At 73.1% G+C, this 18967-nt stretch carries 18 protein-coding genes; 9 read left to right on the top strand and 9 right to left on the bottom strand.

The window, feature by feature from the left end; genetic code table 11:
- Positions 1–3 precede the first annotated feature (3 nt).
- A complete protein-coding gene (locus MTR79_RS19730) occupies positions 4–519 on the top strand; it encodes a DinB family protein (protein WP_244791563.1) in 516 nt (171 codons plus the stop codon).
- Here the strand turns inward: MTR79_RS19730 and MTR79_RS19735 are convergent.
- From MTR79_RS19735 to MTR79_RS19750, 4 genes are all read right to left on the bottom strand, one after another.
- Positions 483–1580, bottom strand: coding sequence for an adenosine deaminase (locus tag MTR79_RS19735; RefSeq protein WP_086704463.1), 1098 nt, complete (start codon positions 1578–1580; stop codon positions 483–485). The two genes, MTR79_RS19730 and MTR79_RS19735, sit on opposite strands and share 37 nt — an antisense overlap.
- Before the next feature lie 49 nt (positions 1581–1629).
- Positions 1630–2022 carry a VOC family protein gene (locus MTR79_RS19740; RefSeq protein ID WP_086704461.1) on the bottom strand — a complete coding sequence of 131 codons (393 nt, stop codon included), beginning with the start codon at positions 2020–2022 and terminating at the stop codon, positions 1630–1632.
- A 101-nt stretch (positions 2023–2123) separates the two neighbouring features.
- On the bottom strand, positions 2124–3503 hold the full coding sequence (locus MTR79_RS19745) for a PI-PLC domain-containing protein (protein ID WP_244791565.1): 1380 nt from the start codon (positions 3501–3503) through the stop codon (positions 2124–2126).
- Between the two features lie 90 nt (positions 3504–3593).
- Entirely contained in the window at positions 3594–4499 is a 906-nt protein-coding gene (locus MTR79_RS19750; protein ID WP_189363945.1) for a glycoside hydrolase family 19 protein, read from the bottom strand.
- A gap of 340 nt (positions 4500–4839) precedes the next feature.
- Here MTR79_RS19750 and MTR79_RS19755 point away from each other — a divergent pair, with 340 nt between their 5' ends.
- Positions 4840–5283 (top strand): SPW repeat protein, encoded by a 444-nt coding sequence (locus MTR79_RS19755; RefSeq protein ID WP_086704456.1) that lies wholly within the window; start codon positions 4840–4842, stop codon positions 5281–5283.
- A gap of 124 nt (positions 5284–5407) precedes the next feature.
- Positions 5408–5671 carry a GlsB/YeaQ/YmgE family stress response membrane protein gene (locus MTR79_RS19760; protein ID WP_086704455.1) on the top strand — a complete coding sequence of 88 codons (264 nt, stop codon included), beginning with the start codon at positions 5408–5410 and terminating at the stop codon, positions 5669–5671.
- 104 nt (positions 5672–5775) lie between these two features.
- Here the strand turns inward: MTR79_RS19760 and MTR79_RS19765 are convergent, their stop codons facing one another.
- Positions 5776–6573, bottom strand: a complete 798-nt coding sequence (locus MTR79_RS19765; RefSeq protein WP_244791567.1) for a GNAT family N-acetyltransferase — start codon at positions 6571–6573, stop codon at positions 5776–5778.
- Between the two features lie 82 nt (positions 6574–6655).
- On the opposite strand from MTR79_RS19765, the gene MTR79_RS19770 reads away from it, so the two are divergent.
- Entirely contained in the window at positions 6656–7141 is a 486-nt protein-coding gene (locus MTR79_RS19770) for a nucleoside deaminase (protein WP_086704452.1), read from the top strand.
- Positions 7142–7218: 77 nt separating this feature from the next.
- Here MTR79_RS19770 and MTR79_RS19775 read toward each other — a convergent pair whose 3' ends face one another.
- Complete coding sequence (locus MTR79_RS19775) at positions 7219–7875, bottom strand: chaplin (protein WP_244791569.1); 657 nt, start codon at positions 7873–7875, stop codon at positions 7219–7221.
- Between the two features lie 273 nt (positions 7876–8148).
- Here MTR79_RS19775 and MTR79_RS19780 point away from each other — a divergent pair, with 273 nt between their 5' ends.
- A complete protein-coding gene (locus tag MTR79_RS19780) occupies positions 8149–9786 on the top strand; it encodes an alpha/beta hydrolase (protein WP_244791571.1) in 1638 nt (545 codons plus the stop codon).
- Positions 9787–9830: 44 nt separating this feature from the next.
- Here MTR79_RS19780 and MTR79_RS19785 read toward each other — a convergent pair whose 3' ends face one another.
- Entirely contained in the window at positions 9831–10232 is a 402-nt protein-coding gene (locus MTR79_RS19785) for a hypothetical protein (protein ID WP_086700328.1), read from the bottom strand.
- A 111-nt stretch (positions 10233–10343) separates the two neighbouring features.
- On the opposite strand from MTR79_RS19785, the gene MTR79_RS19790 reads away from it, so the two are divergent.
- Both MTR79_RS19790 and MTR79_RS19795 read left to right on the top strand, forming a co-directional pair.
- Positions 10344–11438: a chemotaxis protein gene (locus MTR79_RS19790; RefSeq protein WP_086700327.1), complete on the top strand. Its 1095-nt coding sequence runs from the start codon at positions 10344–10346 to the stop codon at positions 11436–11438.
- Positions 11439–11753: 315 nt separating this feature from the next.
- On the top strand, positions 11754–13169 hold the full coding sequence (locus MTR79_RS19795; protein WP_244791572.1) for a PP2C family protein-serine/threonine phosphatase: 1416 nt from the start codon (positions 11754–11756) through the stop codon (positions 13167–13169).
- Positions 13170–13217: 48 nt separating this feature from the next.
- On the opposite strand, the gene MTR79_RS19800 is transcribed toward MTR79_RS19795, so the two are convergent.
- Positions 13218–14708: a hypothetical protein gene (locus MTR79_RS19800; RefSeq protein WP_086700324.1), complete on the bottom strand. Its 1491-nt coding sequence runs from the start codon at positions 14706–14708 to the stop codon at positions 13218–13220.
- A gap of 235 nt (positions 14709–14943) precedes the next feature.
- Here MTR79_RS19800 and MTR79_RS19805 point away from each other — a divergent pair, with 235 nt between their 5' ends.
- Both MTR79_RS19805 and MTR79_RS19810 read left to right on the top strand, forming a co-directional pair.
- Positions 14944–16080, top strand: coding sequence for an aminoglycoside phosphotransferase family protein (locus tag MTR79_RS19805; RefSeq protein WP_086700322.1), 1137 nt, complete (start codon positions 14944–14946; stop codon positions 16078–16080).
- A gap of 305 nt (positions 16081–16385) precedes the next feature.
- The gene (locus tag MTR79_RS19810; RefSeq protein WP_189363950.1) at positions 16386–18350 is read left to right on the top strand and encodes an N-acetylmuramoyl-L-alanine amidase; all 1965 of its coding nucleotides are present in this window, start codon (positions 16386–16388) and stop codon (positions 18348–18350) included.
- A gap of 78 nt (positions 18351–18428) precedes the next feature.
- On the opposite strand, the gene MTR79_RS19815 is transcribed toward MTR79_RS19810, so the two are convergent.
- Positions 18429–18926: a hypothetical protein gene (locus MTR79_RS19815; RefSeq protein ID WP_086700321.1), complete on the bottom strand. Its 498-nt coding sequence runs from the start codon at positions 18924–18926 to the stop codon at positions 18429–18431.
- Positions 18927–18967 lie beyond the last annotated feature (41 nt).

Here is an 18967-nt window from a genome sequence, read left to right on the forward strand (position 1 = left end):
GGCATGCATGCCAAGGACATCCTCATCGAAGGCTACGGACGCATCCGGGAAGAGGTCCACGCCGCCGTCGGAGGCCTCGGACCCGACGAGCTCGCCGCCCGGCCCACGCCGGAGGCCAACAGCATCGCGTGGCTGGTGTGGCACCTCACCCGGACCCAGGACGACCACGTCGCGGACGCCTTCGGCCTGGACCAGGTGTGGCTCGCCGACGGCTGGGAGAAGCGCTTCGGGCTCGGCCTGCCGCGCGGCGCCACCGGGTTCGGGCACACCCCGGCGCAGGTCGGCAAGGTGCGCGTCGACTCCCCCGACCTGCTGACCGGCTACCACGACGCCGTCCACGCGCAGACCCTCGGCGCGCTGCGGACACTCACCGCGAAGGACCTGGAACGGGTCGTCGACGAGAACTGGGACCCGCCGGTCACCCTGGGCGTGCGGCTGGTCAGCGTCCTGTCCGACGACCTCCAGCACGTCGGACAGGCCGCTTACGCCCGGGGGCTGCTGCGGAGCGCCGCGTCGTAACCCGGCAGGACGACGTCCCGGATCAGCGCCACACGCTCGTCGTACGGCAGGAACGCGCTCTTCACCGCGTTCAGGGTCACCGTGCGCAGGTCCTCGGCGGACCAGCCGGCCTGCTCCACCAGCAGGGACATCTCGCGGGTCATGGTGGTGCCGGAGACCAGGCGGTTGTCGGTGTTGACGGTGACGCGGAAGCCGAGGTCCTTCAGCGGGGTGATCGGGTGCTCGGCGATCGAGGTCGCGGCGCCGGTCTGGAGGTTGGACGTGGGGCACATCTCCAGGGCGACGCGACGGTCGCGGACCCAGGAGGCGAGCCGGCCGAGCTTGCCGTCCGCGAGGTCCGGGATGTCCTCGGTGAGGCGCACGCCGTGGCCGATGCGCTGGGCGCCGCACACCTGGACGGCCTGGTGGATGCTGGGCAGCCCGTGGGCCTCGCCCGCGTGGATGGTGAACGGCACGTTCTCGCGGCGCAGGTGCTCGAAGGCGGCGAGGTGGTCGGCGGCCGGGAAGCCGTCCTCGGCGCCGGCGATGTCGAAGCCGACGACGCCGGCGTCACGGAAGGCGACGGCCAGGTCGGCGGCCTCGCGGACCCGGTCGAACATCCGCATGCCGCACAGCAGTGTGCCGACCCGGACGGGCGTCCCGGCGGCGGCCGCCTTGGCCATGCCGGCGGCCAGCCCCTCCTGGACGGTCTCCACGACCTCGGCCATGGTGAGCCCGCCGCGGGTGTTCAGCTCGGGGGCGTAGCGGACCTCGCCGTAGACGACACCGTCGGCGGCGAGGTCGAGGACGTACTCCTCGGCGGTGCGCAGCAGGCCCTCGCGGGTCTGCATCACGGCCAGGGTGTGCTCGAAGGTGGCGATGTAGCGCACCAGGTCGCCGGAGTTGGCGGCCTCCACGTACCAGGCGGCGAGCTCGTCAGGGTCGGTGGTGGGCAGGGTGTGGCCGACGGCCTCGGCCAGCTCCACGACCGTGGCGGGGCGCAGGCCGCCGTCGAGGTGGTCGTGCAGGACCGCCTTGGGGAGGCGGCGGATCGTGTCGGTGTCTATGCGCGTAGATGGCATGGCGTGCGGTTCCTCGGCGTGTGGTTCGGCGTGGTGGGTCGGTGGTGGATCAGCCGGCGGGCTGGAGCAGGTCCCAGCGGTTGCCGTAGAGGTCCTGGAAGACGGCGACCGAGCCGTACGGCTCGTGACGCGGCTCCTCGAGGAAGGTCACCCCGGCGGCGGTCATGCGGGCGTGGTCGCGGGCGAAGTCGTCGGTGTGCAGGAAGAAGGCCACGCGTCCCCCGGTCTGATCACCCGCCCGGGCCCGCTGCTCCTCCCCCGCGGCGCGGGCCAGCAGCAGGGCGGCGCCGGTGTGCCCGGCGCCGGGCTCGACGACGACCCAGCGGCCGCCGTCAGGCCGGGGCGCGTCCTCGGCGAGCCGGAAGCCGAGGGCCTCGGTGTAGAAGCGGATCGCCTCGTCGTAGTCGTGGACGACGAGGGTGACCAGGGCAATGCGTCTCATCGTCACCTCTCGAAGGGGTTGACGGGAGAGGTTATACGTAAAACCGCGGGCCATGCCAGTCCCGCCCCGGCGGCCGTCCCGGGGCGGGACCGCGTGGTCCTCTACGGGTAGGTGTAGGTGTTCAGCGCGTCGACGGCGGCCGTGGGATTCCCCAGGTCGTAGCGGTCGACGGCGAGGTAGGTGGGCTTCTTGCGGGCGGCAGGCTGGCAGAAGCGGCGGGCGCGGTCGGCGAGCTTGGCGTTGTCGGTGGAGGCGGTGGAGGCGACGGCGGCGTCCCGGAAGTGGTTCATGACGAAGAGGGGCCGGAAGCCGGGCTCGGTGCGGGTGAGCGGGATCGTGGTGTTCGCGTCGTACCAGCGGCTGTAGCAGGACCAGTCGGAGGAGCCGATGCCCGGGCCCATGGACCAGTGGTTCTCGACGGTCCAGTCGCGCTGGTACATCACGCCGAAGGTGTCACGGGTCAGCCCGGCCGAGCGGTCGGCGTCCTTGCTGTGGTCGGTGAAGATCAGCAACCGGTGTCCTTCGGCGGCCAGTTCACCCATCGTGGGCCAGCCGTTCTCCCGCACCCCTGTGCGGTCGGGGCGGTAGAGCACGTCCGACAGCCCCTGCACGCGGTCCAGTTCGGCGCGCAGGACGCCCGGGTCGACGTAGTCCTCCAGGAAGACGGTGACGAACTCGTCCGGGTGGACGCGCAGGAAGTCGGTGATCCGCTGAAGGTCGACCCACAGCGCGACAGGTCTGCGCACCAGCGTGCAGCTGTTGTGGCAGAGGATGGCGCCGTCCGGCGTCTGGTGGACGTCCAGCATGAACCCGCGTACGCCGTCGCGGAGTTGCTGTTCGATGCCCCGGCTCTGGTTGGGGAAGAGGTCGACGAAGGGCGGGGCGAAACCGCCGTCGACGCCGTTCGCGTAGGCGTTGTGGGCGGTGAGGAACGTGACCTGGTCCAGGGTGCGTCGCTCCCTGGGCGGCATGGGGCCGCCGGGCGCGTCGGCGGGGGTGAGGTACCAGGCGGCGAGGTCACCGGCACCGCTGCCGACGGACAGCGGGGCGGGGTGGGTGGCGCCGGCGGGCTTGGGCGCGACGGTGAGGCGCCGGTCGGCGCCGGGGGCGGCGAGCGCGTAACGGTCGGAGCCGAGCGGGGTGATCTGCCAGCGCGCCTCGGCGGCCGCGCAGGAGACGGTGCGGGCCTGGTCGCCGGCGCGTCCGAGGCAGGCGCCGGGACTGTCGGTGTTCTCCAGCAGATGGACGCCGCCGTCAAGGCGCAGGGTCCACTGCTGGCGGTCCTCGTCGCCGCGTGGGCGGTGCTGTTCGACCGTCCCGGAGGCGTCGGCGGCGTTGAGGCCGGTGACGGCGCTCTGGACGTAGTAGGTGCCGGGCTGCGGCGCGGCGCCGGCGGCCGCGGCGGGCGCGGGTGTCACGGCCGCCGCGGCGAGCGCGGCGGTCGTGACGGCGGTGGCGAGCAGGGCGTGGGGGGTGCGCATGCGGTTCCCTTCGTCCGGAGGGGCTGGCCGTGACTCCGGGGCAGCCCGGAGTCACGGTCAGGTGCATGACACCATGCCGCGCCGTTCGCGTCAGCAGTACAGGTTGCCGCCGGGGGTCGTCCCGAGGATCTGGGTGAACTGCTGGTACTTCGTCACCCGGCTCTGGACCTGCGCCGGGTTCCTTCCGTCGCACTCCAGGGAGCCGTTGATGCTGCGGATCGTCTGGCCGAAGCCGGCCCCGTTCACCATGGCGGCGTGACCGGTCATGCTGCCCGGGCCGGACTGGGTGTTCCAGTACCAGAGGGCGGTCTTCCAGGCGACGGCCGCGTCGTTCTGCACCAGCCAGGGGTTGTTCAGCAGGTCGATGCCCAACGCGTCGCCCGCGGCCTTGTAGTTGAAGTTCCAGCTCAGCTGGATCGGGCCGCGCCCGTAGTAGGCGGCCTGGCCGGCCGGGCAGCCGTACGGCTGATTCCAGTCGCAGTAGTGCGGGTAATTGGCCTGGTTCTGCTCCACCACGTGCACCAGACCGCCGGTCTCGTGGCTGACGTTGGCGAGGAAGGCGGCGGCCTCCTGCTTCTTCACCGTGTCGCTGCCGGTCTTGGCGAAACCGGGGTAGGCACTGAGCGCGGCGGTGAGGCCGCTGTACGTGTAGAAGGGGTTCCGGTTCGGGAACATCTGGTTGAACTGCGCCTCGGTCACGACGAAGTTCCCGACGGGCGTCCCGGGCCCGTTGTCACAGGCGTAGGGCTCCCAGTACCAGGTGCTGATGGTCGGGTCGTAGCCCGGGTTGGCGTGCTCGGCGATGTACGCCCTGCCGTCGGTGTAGCGGACGATCGCGCCGGCCTCGTACCACTGTCCGGCAACCCAGGCGGGGTAGCTGGAACACGCGGCCGCCGTGGCGGCCGAGGCGGTGGTGGCCGCCGCGGGGAGCAGCATCGGCGCGCTTCCGGCGAGCACGAGGGCGGCGGTGACGGCGGCGATACGGCGTCTCGACAAGGGATCAACTCCTTCGCGGAACACGGCCGCTCCCGCGACGAGGACATGCCGGGGCGAGACCTCGCCCGCACGCGCCGGCGGAACCGGTCACGGCGTGGGGGCGGCCGTGGTGGGGGGTGTGGAGCACACTCAAGCGCTTTGGTCTGTACCAGTCAAGGGTCTGGACCAGTCACAGTGGCGCAGACATGCCGTCGAGCGGAGGGCTCCTTCCGGCGAAGGGGCTTCGAGACCCGCTCACGACTACACATAAAGGAGAAATAAGAGCACAATGGGACATACGCGGCGGTTACCGCACACCGCACCCAGACGCGGTCAGGCCTGCTAGTCAAAGGAGACGACCATGGCCAACGTCTCACACCAACGTGGAGATCTCTCCAGCCATCCGGACGCACCGGAGATGCGGGCACGCTACGAACGCGTCCTCGGCAGCCGTGACGTCGCTTTCGTGGACGGCCCGGTGTTCCTGCTCGGCCTCTACTGCGCCGTGTCACCGTGGATCCTCCACTACACGACGAGTCAGCCGGCGCTCGTGACGCACAACCTGATCGTCGGCATCGCGATCGGTCTGCTGGCCCTCGGGTTCACGGCGGCCCCCTCGCGCATGTACGGCCTCAGTGGAGCCATGTGCGCGCTCGGTATCTGGATGATCATCTCTCCATGGGTCGTGGGCACCAACCCCGACGCCGGGGTGATCTGGAACAACGTCGTCATCGGCGCCCTCACCGTGATCCTGGGCACCGCCTGCGCCGCCACGGCGGCCAGGGCGGCATCCAGGTCGTCGTAGGGGCCCACGACGGCTCCCCCTCCCCGGCCGGTCCGCGTGCTCTCGCGGACCGGCCCTTTTTCTGCGACTGCCGCCGCGGCCGGCGGGAAGACGCTTCTGGGCGGAGGACAGGGAAAGGGGAGACATGGAGATCGACGGCATCATCAGCGCCCTGGTCATCGGCATCGTGATCGGCGTCCTGGGCCGCCTGGTCGTCCCGGGCCGTCAGCGCATCGGCATCCTGTGGACGATCCTCGTCGGCATCGCCGCCGCCCTGATCGGCTCGGCCCTCGCGGCGGCCCTCGGCGTGGCGGACACCAAGGGCGTGGACTGGGTGGAGTGGCTGATCCAGATCGCCCTCGCGGCGGTGGGCGTGGCTGCCTTGGACCGGGCCAAACTGAACCGCTGAGACGCGGGGGCCTTCCGCGGGAGCGGTGGCGGTCCCAGGGGTGGTGGGCCACACCTGGTGGGACGGCCACCGCTCCCGTGCGTCCTGGCCGACCCCGCTCCCGCCTACAGGGACGGCCCGTACACGTACGGGGTCGTCACCGTCAGCGGGGTGAAGCCCAGGCGTCGCAGGATGGGGCGGCTCCGCGGGGACGCGTCCACGTGCAGGATGCGGTAGCCGCGGGCCGCCGCGATGCGGGCTCGGTGGGCGATCAGGGCACGGTAGACGCCTCGGCCCCGCCACTCCGGCACCGTGCCGCCGCCCCACAGCCCCGCGAAGCTCGCGCCGGGGGTCAGTTCCATACGGGCCGCGCCGACCGGGACGTCACCGGCGAGGGCGAGGACGGCGACGACCGTGTCCGGGGTGGTGGCCAGGGCGTCGAGGAGCTGGCGTCGGAGGCGGGACGCGTCGTCGCCGAAGGCGCGTTCGTGCACCTCGGCGACCTGGTCGACGCCGGCCGCGTCCGTGACCGGGACGACGCGTATGCCGTCGGGGACGGTGTCGGTCAGGGCGAGCGCGTCGACCTCCGCCGCCATCAGCGTCTCGTCCGGCTCGGCGGTGAAGCCGGCCGCCGCGAGGCGCTCGCCCAGGTCCGCCGGTTCGTCGTGGGCGTACAGCTTCCACTCGAAGGAGAGGCCCCGGGCGGTGTACTGCGCGATCTGTGCGGCGATCGCGTCGTCCGCCTCGGTGGCCGAGGTGAAGCCCGACCAGAGGACACCGTTCCAGTTGTGCGCGGGGCCGGTGCGGCGGACCACCCGGCCGACGTGTTCGACGACGACACCGGGTCCGTCCGGGCGGGCGCCCAGGCGTGTCTCACGGTCGTGGAGGGCGAGCAGGGCGGCCGGTGCGGTGGTGGCAGGCATGCCGGGAGTGCATCATCCGGTTCCCGGCCGGGCAACGGGATTATCGTTGCCGACGATCAAGCCGCCCAGGAAGGACGGGACCATGGCCGTACGGGACGACGAACTGCCCTACCTACGCCGCTGCGTGGAGCTCGCCGCGGAGGCGCTGGAGGCGGGCGACGAGCCGTTCGGATCCGTGCTGGTGTCCGGGGACGGCGCCGCGCTCGCCGAGGACCACAACCGGGTGGCCTCCGGCGACCGCACCCGGCACCCCGAGTTCGAGCTGGCGCGCTGGGCGGCCGCGCACATGACGCCCGGGGAGCGGGCCGCCGCCACCGTCTACACCTCGGGCGAGCACTGTCCGATGTGCGCCGCCGCCCACGCCTGGGTGGGCCTGGGACGCATCGTGTACGTGGCCTCGTCCGAGCAGCTGACGTCGTGGCTGGCGGAACTGGGCGTGCCCGAGCCGCCCGTGCGGCCACTGCCGGTCTCCGCGATCGCCCCGGACGTGACCGTGGACGGCCCCGTGCCGGAACTGACCGACGACATCGCCGCCTTGCACCGGCGCTTCCATCGACGGAGTGACTGACGCGGCCCGCCACCGGGTCCGGCCGGCGCGCGGCGGGCCCGGTGGCCCGGGGGCGGCGGAGCGTTTCCGCGGGGCTGTCAGACGCCCGTGCGGAGCCGGGCGCGGCGGTACAGGGCGACTCCGCCCAGGAACATCGCGGCGCCGGTGGCGAGCACCGGGACCGTGTGGTCGGCGCCGGTCTCGGCGAGCGCGACCTGCTCGGCGGGAGCCGCCTCCTGCTCCACCGGGGCGGGCAGGGTACGGGCCGGCACGGTCCGCTCGGGCGCGGGCTCCGGGCGCTCGCCGGAATCGTTGACGGAGCTGTTGTCCGTCGACGGGTTGCCGATGCCGACCACGTTCACGCTGTTCCCCGTCACGTTGACCGGCACGTGCACCGGGAGCTGCACGCCGTTGCCGGACAGCAGTCCCGGCGAGCCGTGCGCGTCGCCCTCGGCGGAGGCGCCGGACGCGCCGGGCGCCCCCTTCGAGGAGCCGGACGCCGCCTCGTGCCGTACGTCCTCGTTGACACAGGTGTTGCCCGCCGCGGGGTTGAGGAGGCCCACCACGTTCACCGTGTTCCCGCACACGTTCACCGGGACGTGCACCGGGAGCTGAACGCTGTTCCCGGACGCCACTCCGGGCGACCCGGCCGCGACGCCCTCCGCCCCGGAATCGGCGTACGCCGGCATCGCCACGGCCATCGCGCCGGACGCGGCGGCGACGGCGATCACACCGTTTCGGGTCACCCTTCGCATAGGTTCCCTGCCCTTCCAGACTTGGTCGCGAGCGTTCGCCCGCCACCGGATAGAACGCGGGCGTGGCATCCGGGTTATGGCTCCTCCGTATGCCGCAGCCGGTTCACCCTCTAGGGGGTCCCGGGGTTCGAACCTCCGGCAAAGTCCGTCGAACTCGCGGTGCCCGAACGCGCGGACGCGACCCGTCGGCGGCGCCGCACGGCCGACGGGCGGGCGCGGCGGGGCGCGCTTATGGTGGGCGAGGGCGCCGGTCGGGCACCTTGGGAGGATGCGATGCTGGGCGAGCTGTCCGAGCGACTCCGGGGCGGTCACCACGCGAACGCGCTGCCGCCCTCCTTCCGGCGCGGCGCGGCGGCCGGAGCGGTCGGGCTGGTCCTGCTGGCGACGGGCCTGACGGCCACGGCGCGCGACGAACCCGATCTGGGCCGGTTCTACGACCAGAAGATCGAGTGGGCGGCCTGCGAGGGCACGGAGCTGCCGAAGGACCTCCAGTGCGGGACGCTCACCGTGCCGCTCGACTACGCCGACCCCGGCAAGGGCACCCTGGAGCTGGCGCTCGCCCGTTACCGCGCGTCCTCCGACGACCCTCGCGGCTCGGTCGTGCTGAACTTCGGAGGTCCAGGCGGCTCCGGGGTGCAGGGCCTGGCGTACGGCCGCAAGGACTTCCTCGGACTGACCGACGACTACGACGTGGTGTCGTTCGACCCGCGGGGCGTGGGCCGTTCCTCCCCCGTGAGCTGCGGGGCGGACGCGACGAGCCGTGCGCTGGAGGCGACCGACGGCGAGGAGACGGGCGATCCGCGCGACGCGCTGCGGCAGTTGCGCGAGGTGGCGGCCGAGTGCGAGAAGCACTCCGGCCCGGTCCTCGCCCACATGGGCACCGTCGACGTGGCGCGCGACCTGGACGTGATGCGTCAGGCGCTGGGCGACAGGAAGCTCAACTACCTCGGCTTCTCCTACGGGACCCGGCTCGGCGCGGTGTACGCGGCCCGGTTCCCCGACGAGGTGGGCCGGATGGCCTTGGACGGCGTGGACACGCTGACCGAGCCGCTGGCCGAGCAGGGCCTCGCCAGCGCGCGCGGGCAGCAGACGGCGCTGGAGAACTTCCTCACCTGGTGCACCGAGGAGCTCGCCTGCCCGTTCGGGCAGGACGCGCGGGCCGCCCGGGAGGCCGTCGTGGACCTGGTGCGCTCCCTCGACGACACCCCGGTTCCGACCGACTTCGGCTACGAGTTCACCGGTCAGGACCTGGCCGGCGCCATCGCGCAGGGCCTCTACACCAAGGAGATGTGGCCGGTGCTCCAGCGGGTGCTCGCCCAGCTGATGGAGGACGGCGACACCAGCGGCGTGGAGGCCCTCGCGTCCGGCGGGATGGCCCCCGCCCCGCCGCCGGCGCCGTCCCCGGCCTCCGCCCCGGCGCGCGACGACGAGCCCCTCGCCGACGAGGAGGACGTCCCGCTGGACAACCTCCCCGCGGCGCTGATGGCGGTGAACTGCGCCGACGACCCGGACCGTCCGGACGAGGAGCAACTCACCGGCGAACTGGCCCGCTTGCGCGCCGCGTACGAGGAGGCCTCGCCGGTGTTCGGGCCGTACCGGCTGGCGCAGGTGGTGCTGTGCCACGGCCGTCCCAAGGGAACCGACTACATCCGGGAGAAGGTCAAGGACCTGGACACCCCGAAGATGCTGCTGGTCGGCACCCGAGGCGACCCCGCCACCCCGTACTACTGGACGGAGCAGACGGCAAGGCGGCTGGGCCCGTCGGCCGTGGTGCTGGACAACCGCAACGAGGGCCACACGGGTTATGGTTCGTCCGAGTGCGTCCATCGCAAGGTCGACGACTTCCTGCTCTACGGCTCCCTCCCGCCGAGCGGCAGCTCCTGCGGCACGGAGGACGAGGACCGTATCTGACGCGGGCCCTTCCCGTGAGCCGGAGACCTCCTCGAAAGCCGTGCTCAGCCGGAGGCCTCCTCGGCGCCGTCCTCCTCGTCCGCGTCCCCGCCGGGCCGCAGCGTCCGGGCGGCCTCCCCCGCGTCCGGCACGGACACCGCGAGCCGTACGAACGGCGCCGGGGGCCTCAGGTCCAGGACCACCGCCGGGACGCCCGCCCGTACGGCGACGAAGTCGCGGCCCAGCACGTGCTCCCGCTCCCCCACGCAGAACCGCCCCGGCCGGCAGCGCCCGACCACCGGCGTGCCGCGCATCGCGCGCCACCAGTCGGGCTCCACCCCGGCCGCCGCCACCCACGCCCGCGGCACCCGTACCGCGCGGCGGCGTGCGAGCAGCGCCTCCCACCACGCCAGCCGGACGACGACGGTCCACCCGTCCGCGTCCCGCTCCACGACCAAGCGCGCCATCGGCGGTCACCTCCCCCACCAGCGTGCACCCGCGGCCCGCCGGACCGCCGCGCGCCCGGCGGGCGCTTTGCCCCGAATGCCCTACCGCGGATTCCGCCCTATGGTGCTGTCATGGAGCACGATCTGAGTCCCTCCGCCCTCGCCGAACTCCGTCGGCCGCGCCCCTACCCGGCGGTGTCGGTGCTGACCCCGACCCACCGCCGGGACCCGCTGAGCACCGAGGACGCGGTGCGGCTGCGCACCATGGTGGCCGAGGCGAAGAAGAGGCTTGAGTCCGATCCCGCGGTCCCGCGGGACCGGCGCGCCGACGTGGCCGCCCAGCTGGACCGGGCCCTGGCCGAGGTCGATCTGGCGCACGCCGAGGACGGCCTGGCCATCTTCGCCGCTCCGGGCGAGCACCAGGTGTGGTCGCTGGCGCGCAGCGTCCCGGAGCGCGTGGTGCTCTCGGACACCTTCCTGACCCGCAACCTGGTCTCCGCGCAGACGGCGGAGCGCCCGTTCTGGGTGCTGTCCGTCGCCGCCGACCGGGCCTCGCTGTGGAGCGGCGGCCCGGACCGGGTCGTCGAGGAGCGTGCGGGCGGCTTCCCGCTGATCCGTGAGGAGCCCAACTTCGACCCCGAGCGGCAGATGCGGGCCGGCGACCAGCCCAGCAACTACCGGGACGAGGACACCCGCCGCTTCCTGAAGGAGGCGGCGACGGCGCTGACCTCCCTGGTGCGGGCCCACCCGAGGCCGCTGTACGTCACCGGCGAACCGGCGGCGCTGTCCCTGCTGTGCGAGTTCGGCGGCGCCTGCAAGGACGCCGTGCAGGTGCCGCGCGGCGGACTGGCGCACGGGACGCCGGAGATGGTGTGGCAGGCGGTGCAACCGGTGCTCGAGGAGCAGGACCGCAAGCGGGCCGAGGAGGTGGCGCGGGAGCTGGAGTCCGCGCGCAGCCGCAAGGAGTTCGCGGCCGGTGTCGACGAGCTGTGGCAGAGCGCCCGCGAGGGGCGGATCCGGCTACTGGCCGTCGAGGAGAACTACCGGATCACGGTCCGCGACGACGGCGAGCATCTGGTCGTCGCCGAGGACGACGACCTCGACGCCCGCGAGGACATCGTGGACGAGATCGTCGAGCAGTGCCTGGAGACCGGCGCCGACGTGCGGTTCGTGCCGGACGGCGCGCTGGGGGACGCCCAGGGCATGGCGGCGGTGCTGCGCTACTGACGGGCGGTGGCGGGACGGAGAGGTCACCGCGGCCCCCATCGAACATCGAACTGATACCCGGTCCTCGAACGCTTGAGTGAGTCGCGCGGGAGCGTCTGACACCTCGTCAGTTCACTTGCGTACCATGGAAGTTGGGGCGTCCGGCGGGCACCATGTGACTACCTCGCGGTAACTCCGTGAAGACGGTGGCATATGCCAGCGGCACCACCTTATCGTGTGTTGCCGAATCCCTTACAGGCCGTGGCGGGCTGTGCAACAGTCGTAACGGTCCCTCCGCCCGTCCGAAGGCCGTACCGTCCCGCATCGGAGTGCGTCATGCCGTCCCCTCTCTCCGCGGACCGCCCCGCCGCCCGGCCGCCGGGAGGCGGCCCGGTCGACGCGCTCATCTCGCAGACCCGGCGGCTCAAGGGCGAGGTGGACGCCGTCCGCCGCGACACCCCGGCCGACGCGGGGGACCCCCGGGAGCGCTGGCGTCGCGCGCTGTACGACCTGGCGATGCACCAACTCGACGATCTGGACGAGCATCTGGCGCAGCTGCGGGACGACCCGCCGTCCGCGCCCGCCGAGGAGTTGCCCGCGCCGCCGGCGCCACCCCGCGCCGCCCTGCTCAGCCGGGTCGGCAGCGCCGAGTGGGACCTCCTGACGGACGAGGTGAGCTGGTCCGGCGAGCTGTACCGGATCCTCGGCCGCGACCCGGCCGCTCCCCCGCTCACCCTCGACGAACTGCCCTCCCTCGTCTGCGACGAGGACCGGCCCCGGCTGACCGGGATGGTCACCGGCTGCCTGATCGACGGCCGCCCCATCGACGGGGAGTTCCGCGTGCTGCACGCGGCCGACGACATACGGACCGTGCACATGATGGGCGAACCGGTGCTCGGCGCCGACGGCAGCACCGTCTCCATGTGGGCGGTCCTGCGCGACGTCAGCGAACTGCGCCGCTGCCGAAGGGCGGTGAGCGAGACCCGTGACTCGCTGCACCGGCACCGGCACGCCGCCGCGCGGAGCGAGCACCGGCTCGCGGTCGAACTGCAGGAGGCCGTGCTTCCGGCGTGGCACGGATCCCTGCGGTTCCCGCGGCGCGGCCCGCGCGCCCTGGACGTGGCCGCCGCCCATCTGCCGCCCTCCGCGCACGCGTCGATCGGCGGCGACTGGTACGACGCCCTCGAACTGTATGACGACGCCACCCTGCTGGGCGTCGGCGAGCTCACCGGACAGGGCGTGGGCGCCGCGTCCGGTGTGGCCATGCTGCTCGGCGCCGTCCGGGGCATGGCGCTGGCCGGCACCGCGCCCGGCCCTCTGCTGGACTGCCTCGACCGGCTGCTCGACACCACCGCCCAGCCGGTCCTGGCCGGCGCCGTCTGTCTGCGCTACCGGCACGACACCCGCACCGCGGTGTGGGCGCGGGCCGGCCACCCCGCCCCGCTGCTCTACCGCGGCCGGGCGGGACGGGCGCTCGACGCGCCGCGGGGAGCGCTGCTGGGCGCCGCCCCCGGCTCCGCGCACGAGCAGGCCGAGGAGACCCTCGAGGTCGGCGACCTGCTTCTGCTGCACACCGACGGCCTGGTGCCCGGGCACACCGGGACGGCCGCCGTCCACCGGCTCCTCGCCCTGGCGCCCCGGTTCGCCGGGGGCCGTTCCGCCCGGGACTGCGTCCGGGAGGTCGTGGGGGAGTTCGGTGAAGGGGAGCGTGCGGAGCACGCCTGTGTACTGGTGGCGCGCGTCGCCTCCTGACGGGGGCGCACCCGTGACAAGTGGCCCGTGACACGGGCCGCGTGACCCTCAGGCCTTCGCGGTCCCGCCCTTGCCCCGCGGCTTGGGCAGCACCAGCTCGATCTCCTCCCGCAGCTCCTGGATCCTCGGGTACGAGGAGTACTCGGCGGTCAGCCGGTACATCTGGCGCAGCCGGTCCCAGGTGCGGCGTGAGGAGTTCTGGCCCATCGACACCAGCGCGAGCCGGGCGAACCGGTCGGCCTGCTCGGGGTCGTCGGCGATGAAGCACGCGGAGGCCATCGACAAAAAGTCGAAGATCTTCGACCGCTGCTGGGCGTCCACCCGCAGCGCCAGCGCCTTGTCCGCGTAGTGCTGGGCGTGGACGGCCGCGCCCGGCTCGAACTCCGCGAGCGTGCGGTAGGCGAGGGCCTGCATGCCGTACAGGTCCGCCTCGTTGAACAACTGCATCCAGTTCGGCGGCGGCACGTCCCCCTTGTCGGAGACGAACAGGTCCTCCGCCTGCCCCAGGGTGCGGCGCATCGCCTGGCCCTTGCCCATGGACGCCTGCGCCCACGCCTCGATGGTGTGGAACATGGCGCGGGTACGCGGCAGCACCTGCTCGCCCGAGCCGGACTGGGCGAGCTTCATCAGGTCCAGCGCCTCGTCGGGACGGCCCAGGTGCACCATCTGGCGGGCCGCGCGGGACAGCGCCTCGCCGGCGCGCGGGCGGTCGCCGCCCTCCCGTGCCGCGTGGGCGGCGATGACGAAGTACTTCTGCGCCGTCGGTTCCATGCCGACGTCGTGCGACATCCAGCCGGCGAGGACGGCGAGGTTGGCGGCGACGCCCCACAGGCGCCGCTGGAGATGGGGCGGGTGGTGGTAGGCGAGCATGCCGCCCACCTCGTTGAGCTGCCCCACGACCGCCTTGCGCTGGAGCCCGCCGCCGCGGGCGGCGTCCCAGGCACGGAACACCTCCACGGAGCGCTCCAGTTCCTCGATCTCCTGCGACCCGATGGGGGCGGCCTCGTAGCGGTCGAACCCGGCGGGCTCGGCGTGCAGGGGATCGTGCAGGCGGGGGGCGTCTGCTGTCAGGGCCGGATCGGTGTGCAGCCAGTCGTGCATGGCGCTGCTGAGTGCGGAGCCCGCGGTGAGGGCGGCGCCCGCACCCACCAGGCCGCGTCGGTTGAGCATGAGGTCCATTCCCGTGAATTCGGTGAGGACCTCGGCCGTCCGCTCGGGCGCCCACGGCATTCCGTCGGGATGTTCCGCACTCCCGGCGCGTGGCCGTTTCCCCGTACGCCCGTGCCGGACCAGACCGAGATCCTCGATGGTCACGACACGGCCGAGACGCTCGGTGAACAGAGCCGCCAGCACCCGCGGCACCGGATCGCGCGGGATCTCTCCCATGTCGATCCACCGCCGCACCCGGGAGGTGTCGGTCGCCAGCTGCGGATGGCCCATGGCCGCCGCCTGCCGGTTCACCAGCCTCGCGAGTTCGCCCTTGGACCAGCCGGCCAGGCCGAACAGGTCCGCGAGCCGGGTGTTGGGTTGTCCGCTCACGTCAAGCCCCCAGGTTCTCGGCTGAGTTGACAGTAGCCCGGTGGGCAGTGCCGGGCGACTATTCGCCAGGGTTCGCCAGGGTCCGCCAGATGGTGTGCCAGGGGCCCTCGGGTGTCGAGTAGGAACGCGCCACCACGACCCCGTCGCCGCAGGGGCATTCCCCCAGGGTGCGGCCGGGCGGCCGGGTTGGGTGGTGCGCTGACGTCGCAGGCACACGAAGGGATCCGTATCACCCATGTACGCAGCATCGTCCTCCGTGTCCGCCCCGCCCCGGCCGCTGCGTCCGCGTCCGTCGGACAGCGGCCCCTACCTCGCCCCCACGCGCCCGGCGGCCCCCGCGCTCGGCGCGGGCAACGCACGGCGCCTCGCGGGACCGGGCACCCAGCCGCTCAGCGGGAGGCTCGACCTGTCCGGCGCGCAGGGCGCGCAACTGCGCACGGCGCTCGCCTCGGTGCACCGTATCTGTCCGGAGTTCGCGCCGGTCCAGGTGCTGCGCCGCACCGGCAGGTCCGTCCTCCTGGTCGGGACGACGGGCCGCAGCACTGCGGTCGCCAAGTGCTTACTGGACCACTCCCCCGCGTGGAGCGAGCGCATCCGGCACGAAATAGCGGCATACCGCTCGTTCGTCCGGCAGCGTCCGCCCGTGCGGGCGCCCCGGCTGATCGCAGCGGACCCGGACAACTGCACGCTGGTCATCGAGCGCCTGCCCGGACGGGTGGCGGCGCTCCAGCGGCACCCGGTGGAGGCGCCGCCCCGGGCGGACATCAGGGCGGCACTCGGCGCGATCTGCCGGCTCAACTCCTGGCGGCCGCCCGCCGGGACGTTCGACGCGCCACTGGACTACGCGGCCCGGATCAACCGGTACCACGAACTGGGTCTGCTCACCGACCGGGACCTCGGGGACCTGCAGAAGCTGCTGCACGGCATCGCCGTGGCGACGGGGCGGCAGGGCATGGGCCAGTTCTGCCACGGCGACGCGCTGCTCTCGAACATCCTGATCTCACCGGCCGGTCCGGTGCTGGTGGACTGGGAGCACGCGGGCTGGTACCTGCCGGGTTACGACCTGGCGACGCTGTGGTCGGTGCTCGGGGACGCCCCGGCGGCCCGGCGTCAGATCAGCCAGATCGCCCAGTCGGCGGGACCCGCCTCGCGCGACGCGTTCCTGGTGAACCTGATGCTGGTGCTGACCCGGGAGATCCGCACCTACGAGACGGCCGTGCAGCGTTCGATGCATGAGTCGGCGCCGGCGCCCGCGGGAGGCCAGCCGGGTGGCATGCCGTCCGGTGAGGAGCAGCGGCTGCTGCTGCGCCGATTGCACGACGACTGCCAGATGGCCCGGAAGGCCGTGCGCGCCGCGGTCGGCACCCGCTGAGCGGCGCGACCACCCCGCAGACGCCCCGTACGACTGCCCGCAGGCGACGACCGCCGTGGGCAGTCGGGCGTCTTGGAGCAGTCCTGCCGTCCGCGGGCAGGGACGGTATACGGCCATCCCGGAAGCGCCCGGCGGAAGCGCCACCGGTGTAGACCGCTGACGCGCCGCAGGTCCGCCGGGGCCCGCCACGAAATCTCGCCACACCCCGATTGACAAGGGAATTCGCCCCCTCCTGGGCATGATTGACGGATCATCGGCCTGCCGGTACCACTGACGGGTCGCACGACCGTCCCCAGGAGGCTGCATTGCGAGATCTCGCCACCGAACCCGGCCGTGCGGCCGGGCCGTCCCGACGCGCCGTCCGGGGGGCCCTCGGCGCCCTGGCCGCAGCCGCGTTGACGCTGCCCCTGCTGGGCGCGGCGCCCGACCCGGCCCCGCCGGCCACCGCCCGGCTGCAACAGGCGTTCGCCTCCGCGGCGGCCGCGTACGACGTCCCGCAGAGCGTGCTGCTGGGCGTCTCCTATCTGCAGTCCCGCTGGGACGCGCACGGCGGTGCCCCGAGCGTCACCGGTGGCTACGGGCCGATGCACCTGACAGACGCCCGGACCGCGCTCGCCTCCGCCGGGCATCACTCCACCGGCGCCGAGGACCCGCGCGGCGACGACGCCCGTCCCGCGCTGCGCCCCTCGGAGCTCGGTCCGGACACCGCGAAGCTGCCGGACCGGCTGACCACCCTGCCGAGGGCGGCCCGGCTGACCGGGCTGGACGCCGAGACGCTGCGCGAGGACCCGGCGGCGAACGTGGCGGGCGGCGCCGCCCTGCTGGCCGAGGCGCAGCGCCGGCTGGGCGCGCCGGCCGGCGACGACCCGGCCGACTGGTACGGGGCGGTGGCGCTGTTCTCCGGCGCCGACGACCGTGCCTCGGCGACCGCGTACGCGAACGAGGTGTTCGCGGTGATCCGGGACGGAGAGGAGCGGGTCACGGACGCCGGGCAGCGGGTCGCCCTGGAGGCGAGCCCGGATCTGGCGCCCGACCCGTCGGCGCTGGGGCGCGCCGGGCTGCGCAAGGGGTCCGCGGCCGGCACGGAGTGCCCGCGGACGGTGTCCTGCGAGTGGATCCCGGCGCCGTACGAGGAGTTCGGCGACGGTGACTACGGCAACCACGACCTGGGGAACCGGCCCGCCTCGCAGCGGATCCGGTACATCGTCGTGCACGACACGGAGGGCGCCTGGGAGGGCGTCCTCGACATGGTCCAGGACCCGACGTACGTGTCCTGGCAGTACAGTCTGCGCTCCACCGACGGGCACATCGCGCAGCACGTGAAGGCGAAGGACGTGGCCTGGCACGCGGGCAACTGGTACGTCAACGCGGCGTCGATCGGCCTGGAGCACGAAGGTTTCCTCACCGACCCGGACGCCTGGTACACGGAGGCCATGTACCGCTCCTCGGCGCGGCTGGTGACGTACCTGTCCGACAAGCACGGCATCCCGCTGGACCGGCAGCACATCCTCGGGCACGACACGGTGCCGGGCACCACCGCGGCCACCATCCCGGGCATGCACACCGACCCCGGCCCGTACTGGGACTGGCGGCACTACTTCGAGCTGCTCGGCGCCCCGCTCGAGGCCACGGGCACGAAGAACGCCGGCGCCGTCACGATCCGGCCGGACTACGACACCCACCGGCCGGTGTTCACCGGCTGCGAGACCGCCGGGGAGCCCTGCGCCCCGCACGGGTCGAGCGCGGTGCGGCTGTACTCGGACCACGACGAGAACTCCCCCCTCATCAAGGACATCGGTCTCGGCTCCACGCCCACCACCGGCGTGAACGACCTGTCCTCGCGGGTGTCCACGGGCCAGCAGTACGCGGTGGCGGACCGCTGGGGCGACTGGACGGCGATCTGGTACCTCGGCCAGAAGGCCTGGTTCCGGAACCCGGCGAAGACGCCCACCGCCGTGCCCGCCAAGACGAAGATGATCACCCCGCGCAAGGGCCTGGACTCCGTCCCGGTGTACGGACGCGCGTACCCGGAGGCGGCGGCGTACCCGGAGGGGGTGCCGGCGCAGACGGTGTCGCCGCTGCCGTACGAGGTGCTCGCCGGACAGAAGTACGTGACCGGCGGCAAGGTGCCGAGCGAGTACTACTACGCGGTGACCTTCGACCCGGCCTCGCACCAGGTGGTGCGCGGCAAGGACCAGTACTACGAGATCCAGTTCGGCCACCGCGTCGGCTTCGTGCGGGCTGCGGACGTGACGGTGGTGTCGTCGTAACGCGGGAGCGCGCACCACACGACGGGCGCCCCCGGACCTCTGCGGTCCGGGGGCGCCCGTCGTCGTCCGGGAGCGGGATCAGCCCTGCTGGAACAGCTCCGCCGGCAGCGGCTTGAGAAGGGCGTACAGGTCGTCGGTGATCGGGCGGTCCCAGGCGGCGATGGTCACCAGCACGTTGTCGCTGCGGTCGAACTGCACGCAGGAGATACGGCTCTCGGAGAGCTTGACGCGGCGCACGATCAGCAGGTTGTCGCCCTGCATCACGGGCACGTCCTCCGTGGAGACGACGGTGACCTCCTCGTCGTTCTCCAGCGCCAGCAGCAGCTGACCGACCTCGAAGGGCACCTCGCCCTCGGGGACGTCACGCGCCGGCGAGCCCTCGGGGAGGTTGCCGATGATCATCGCGGGACCGCGGCCGCCGAACAGGTCGTAGCGCAGGAAGACGCCCTGGCAGGTTCCGTCGGGGGCGGGCAGCAGACCCGCGCCCAGGTTGCCGGGCCAGTCGCCCGGGTCCATGGCCAGTACGTCGAATTCGGGCCCGGCGGGTGTGGCGCTTCGGCGGCGGAGGAACGACATGCCGCCATGGTACGTGGCCGAAGCGTGCTCCGGACGGTCGG

The sequence above is a fragment of the Streptomyces sp. BJ20 genome (genome assembly GCF_022869105.1).
In the GTDB taxonomy this organism is placed as follows: domain Bacteria; phylum Actinomycetota; class Actinomycetes; order Streptomycetales; family Streptomycetaceae; genus Streptomyces; species Streptomyces griseoincarnatus.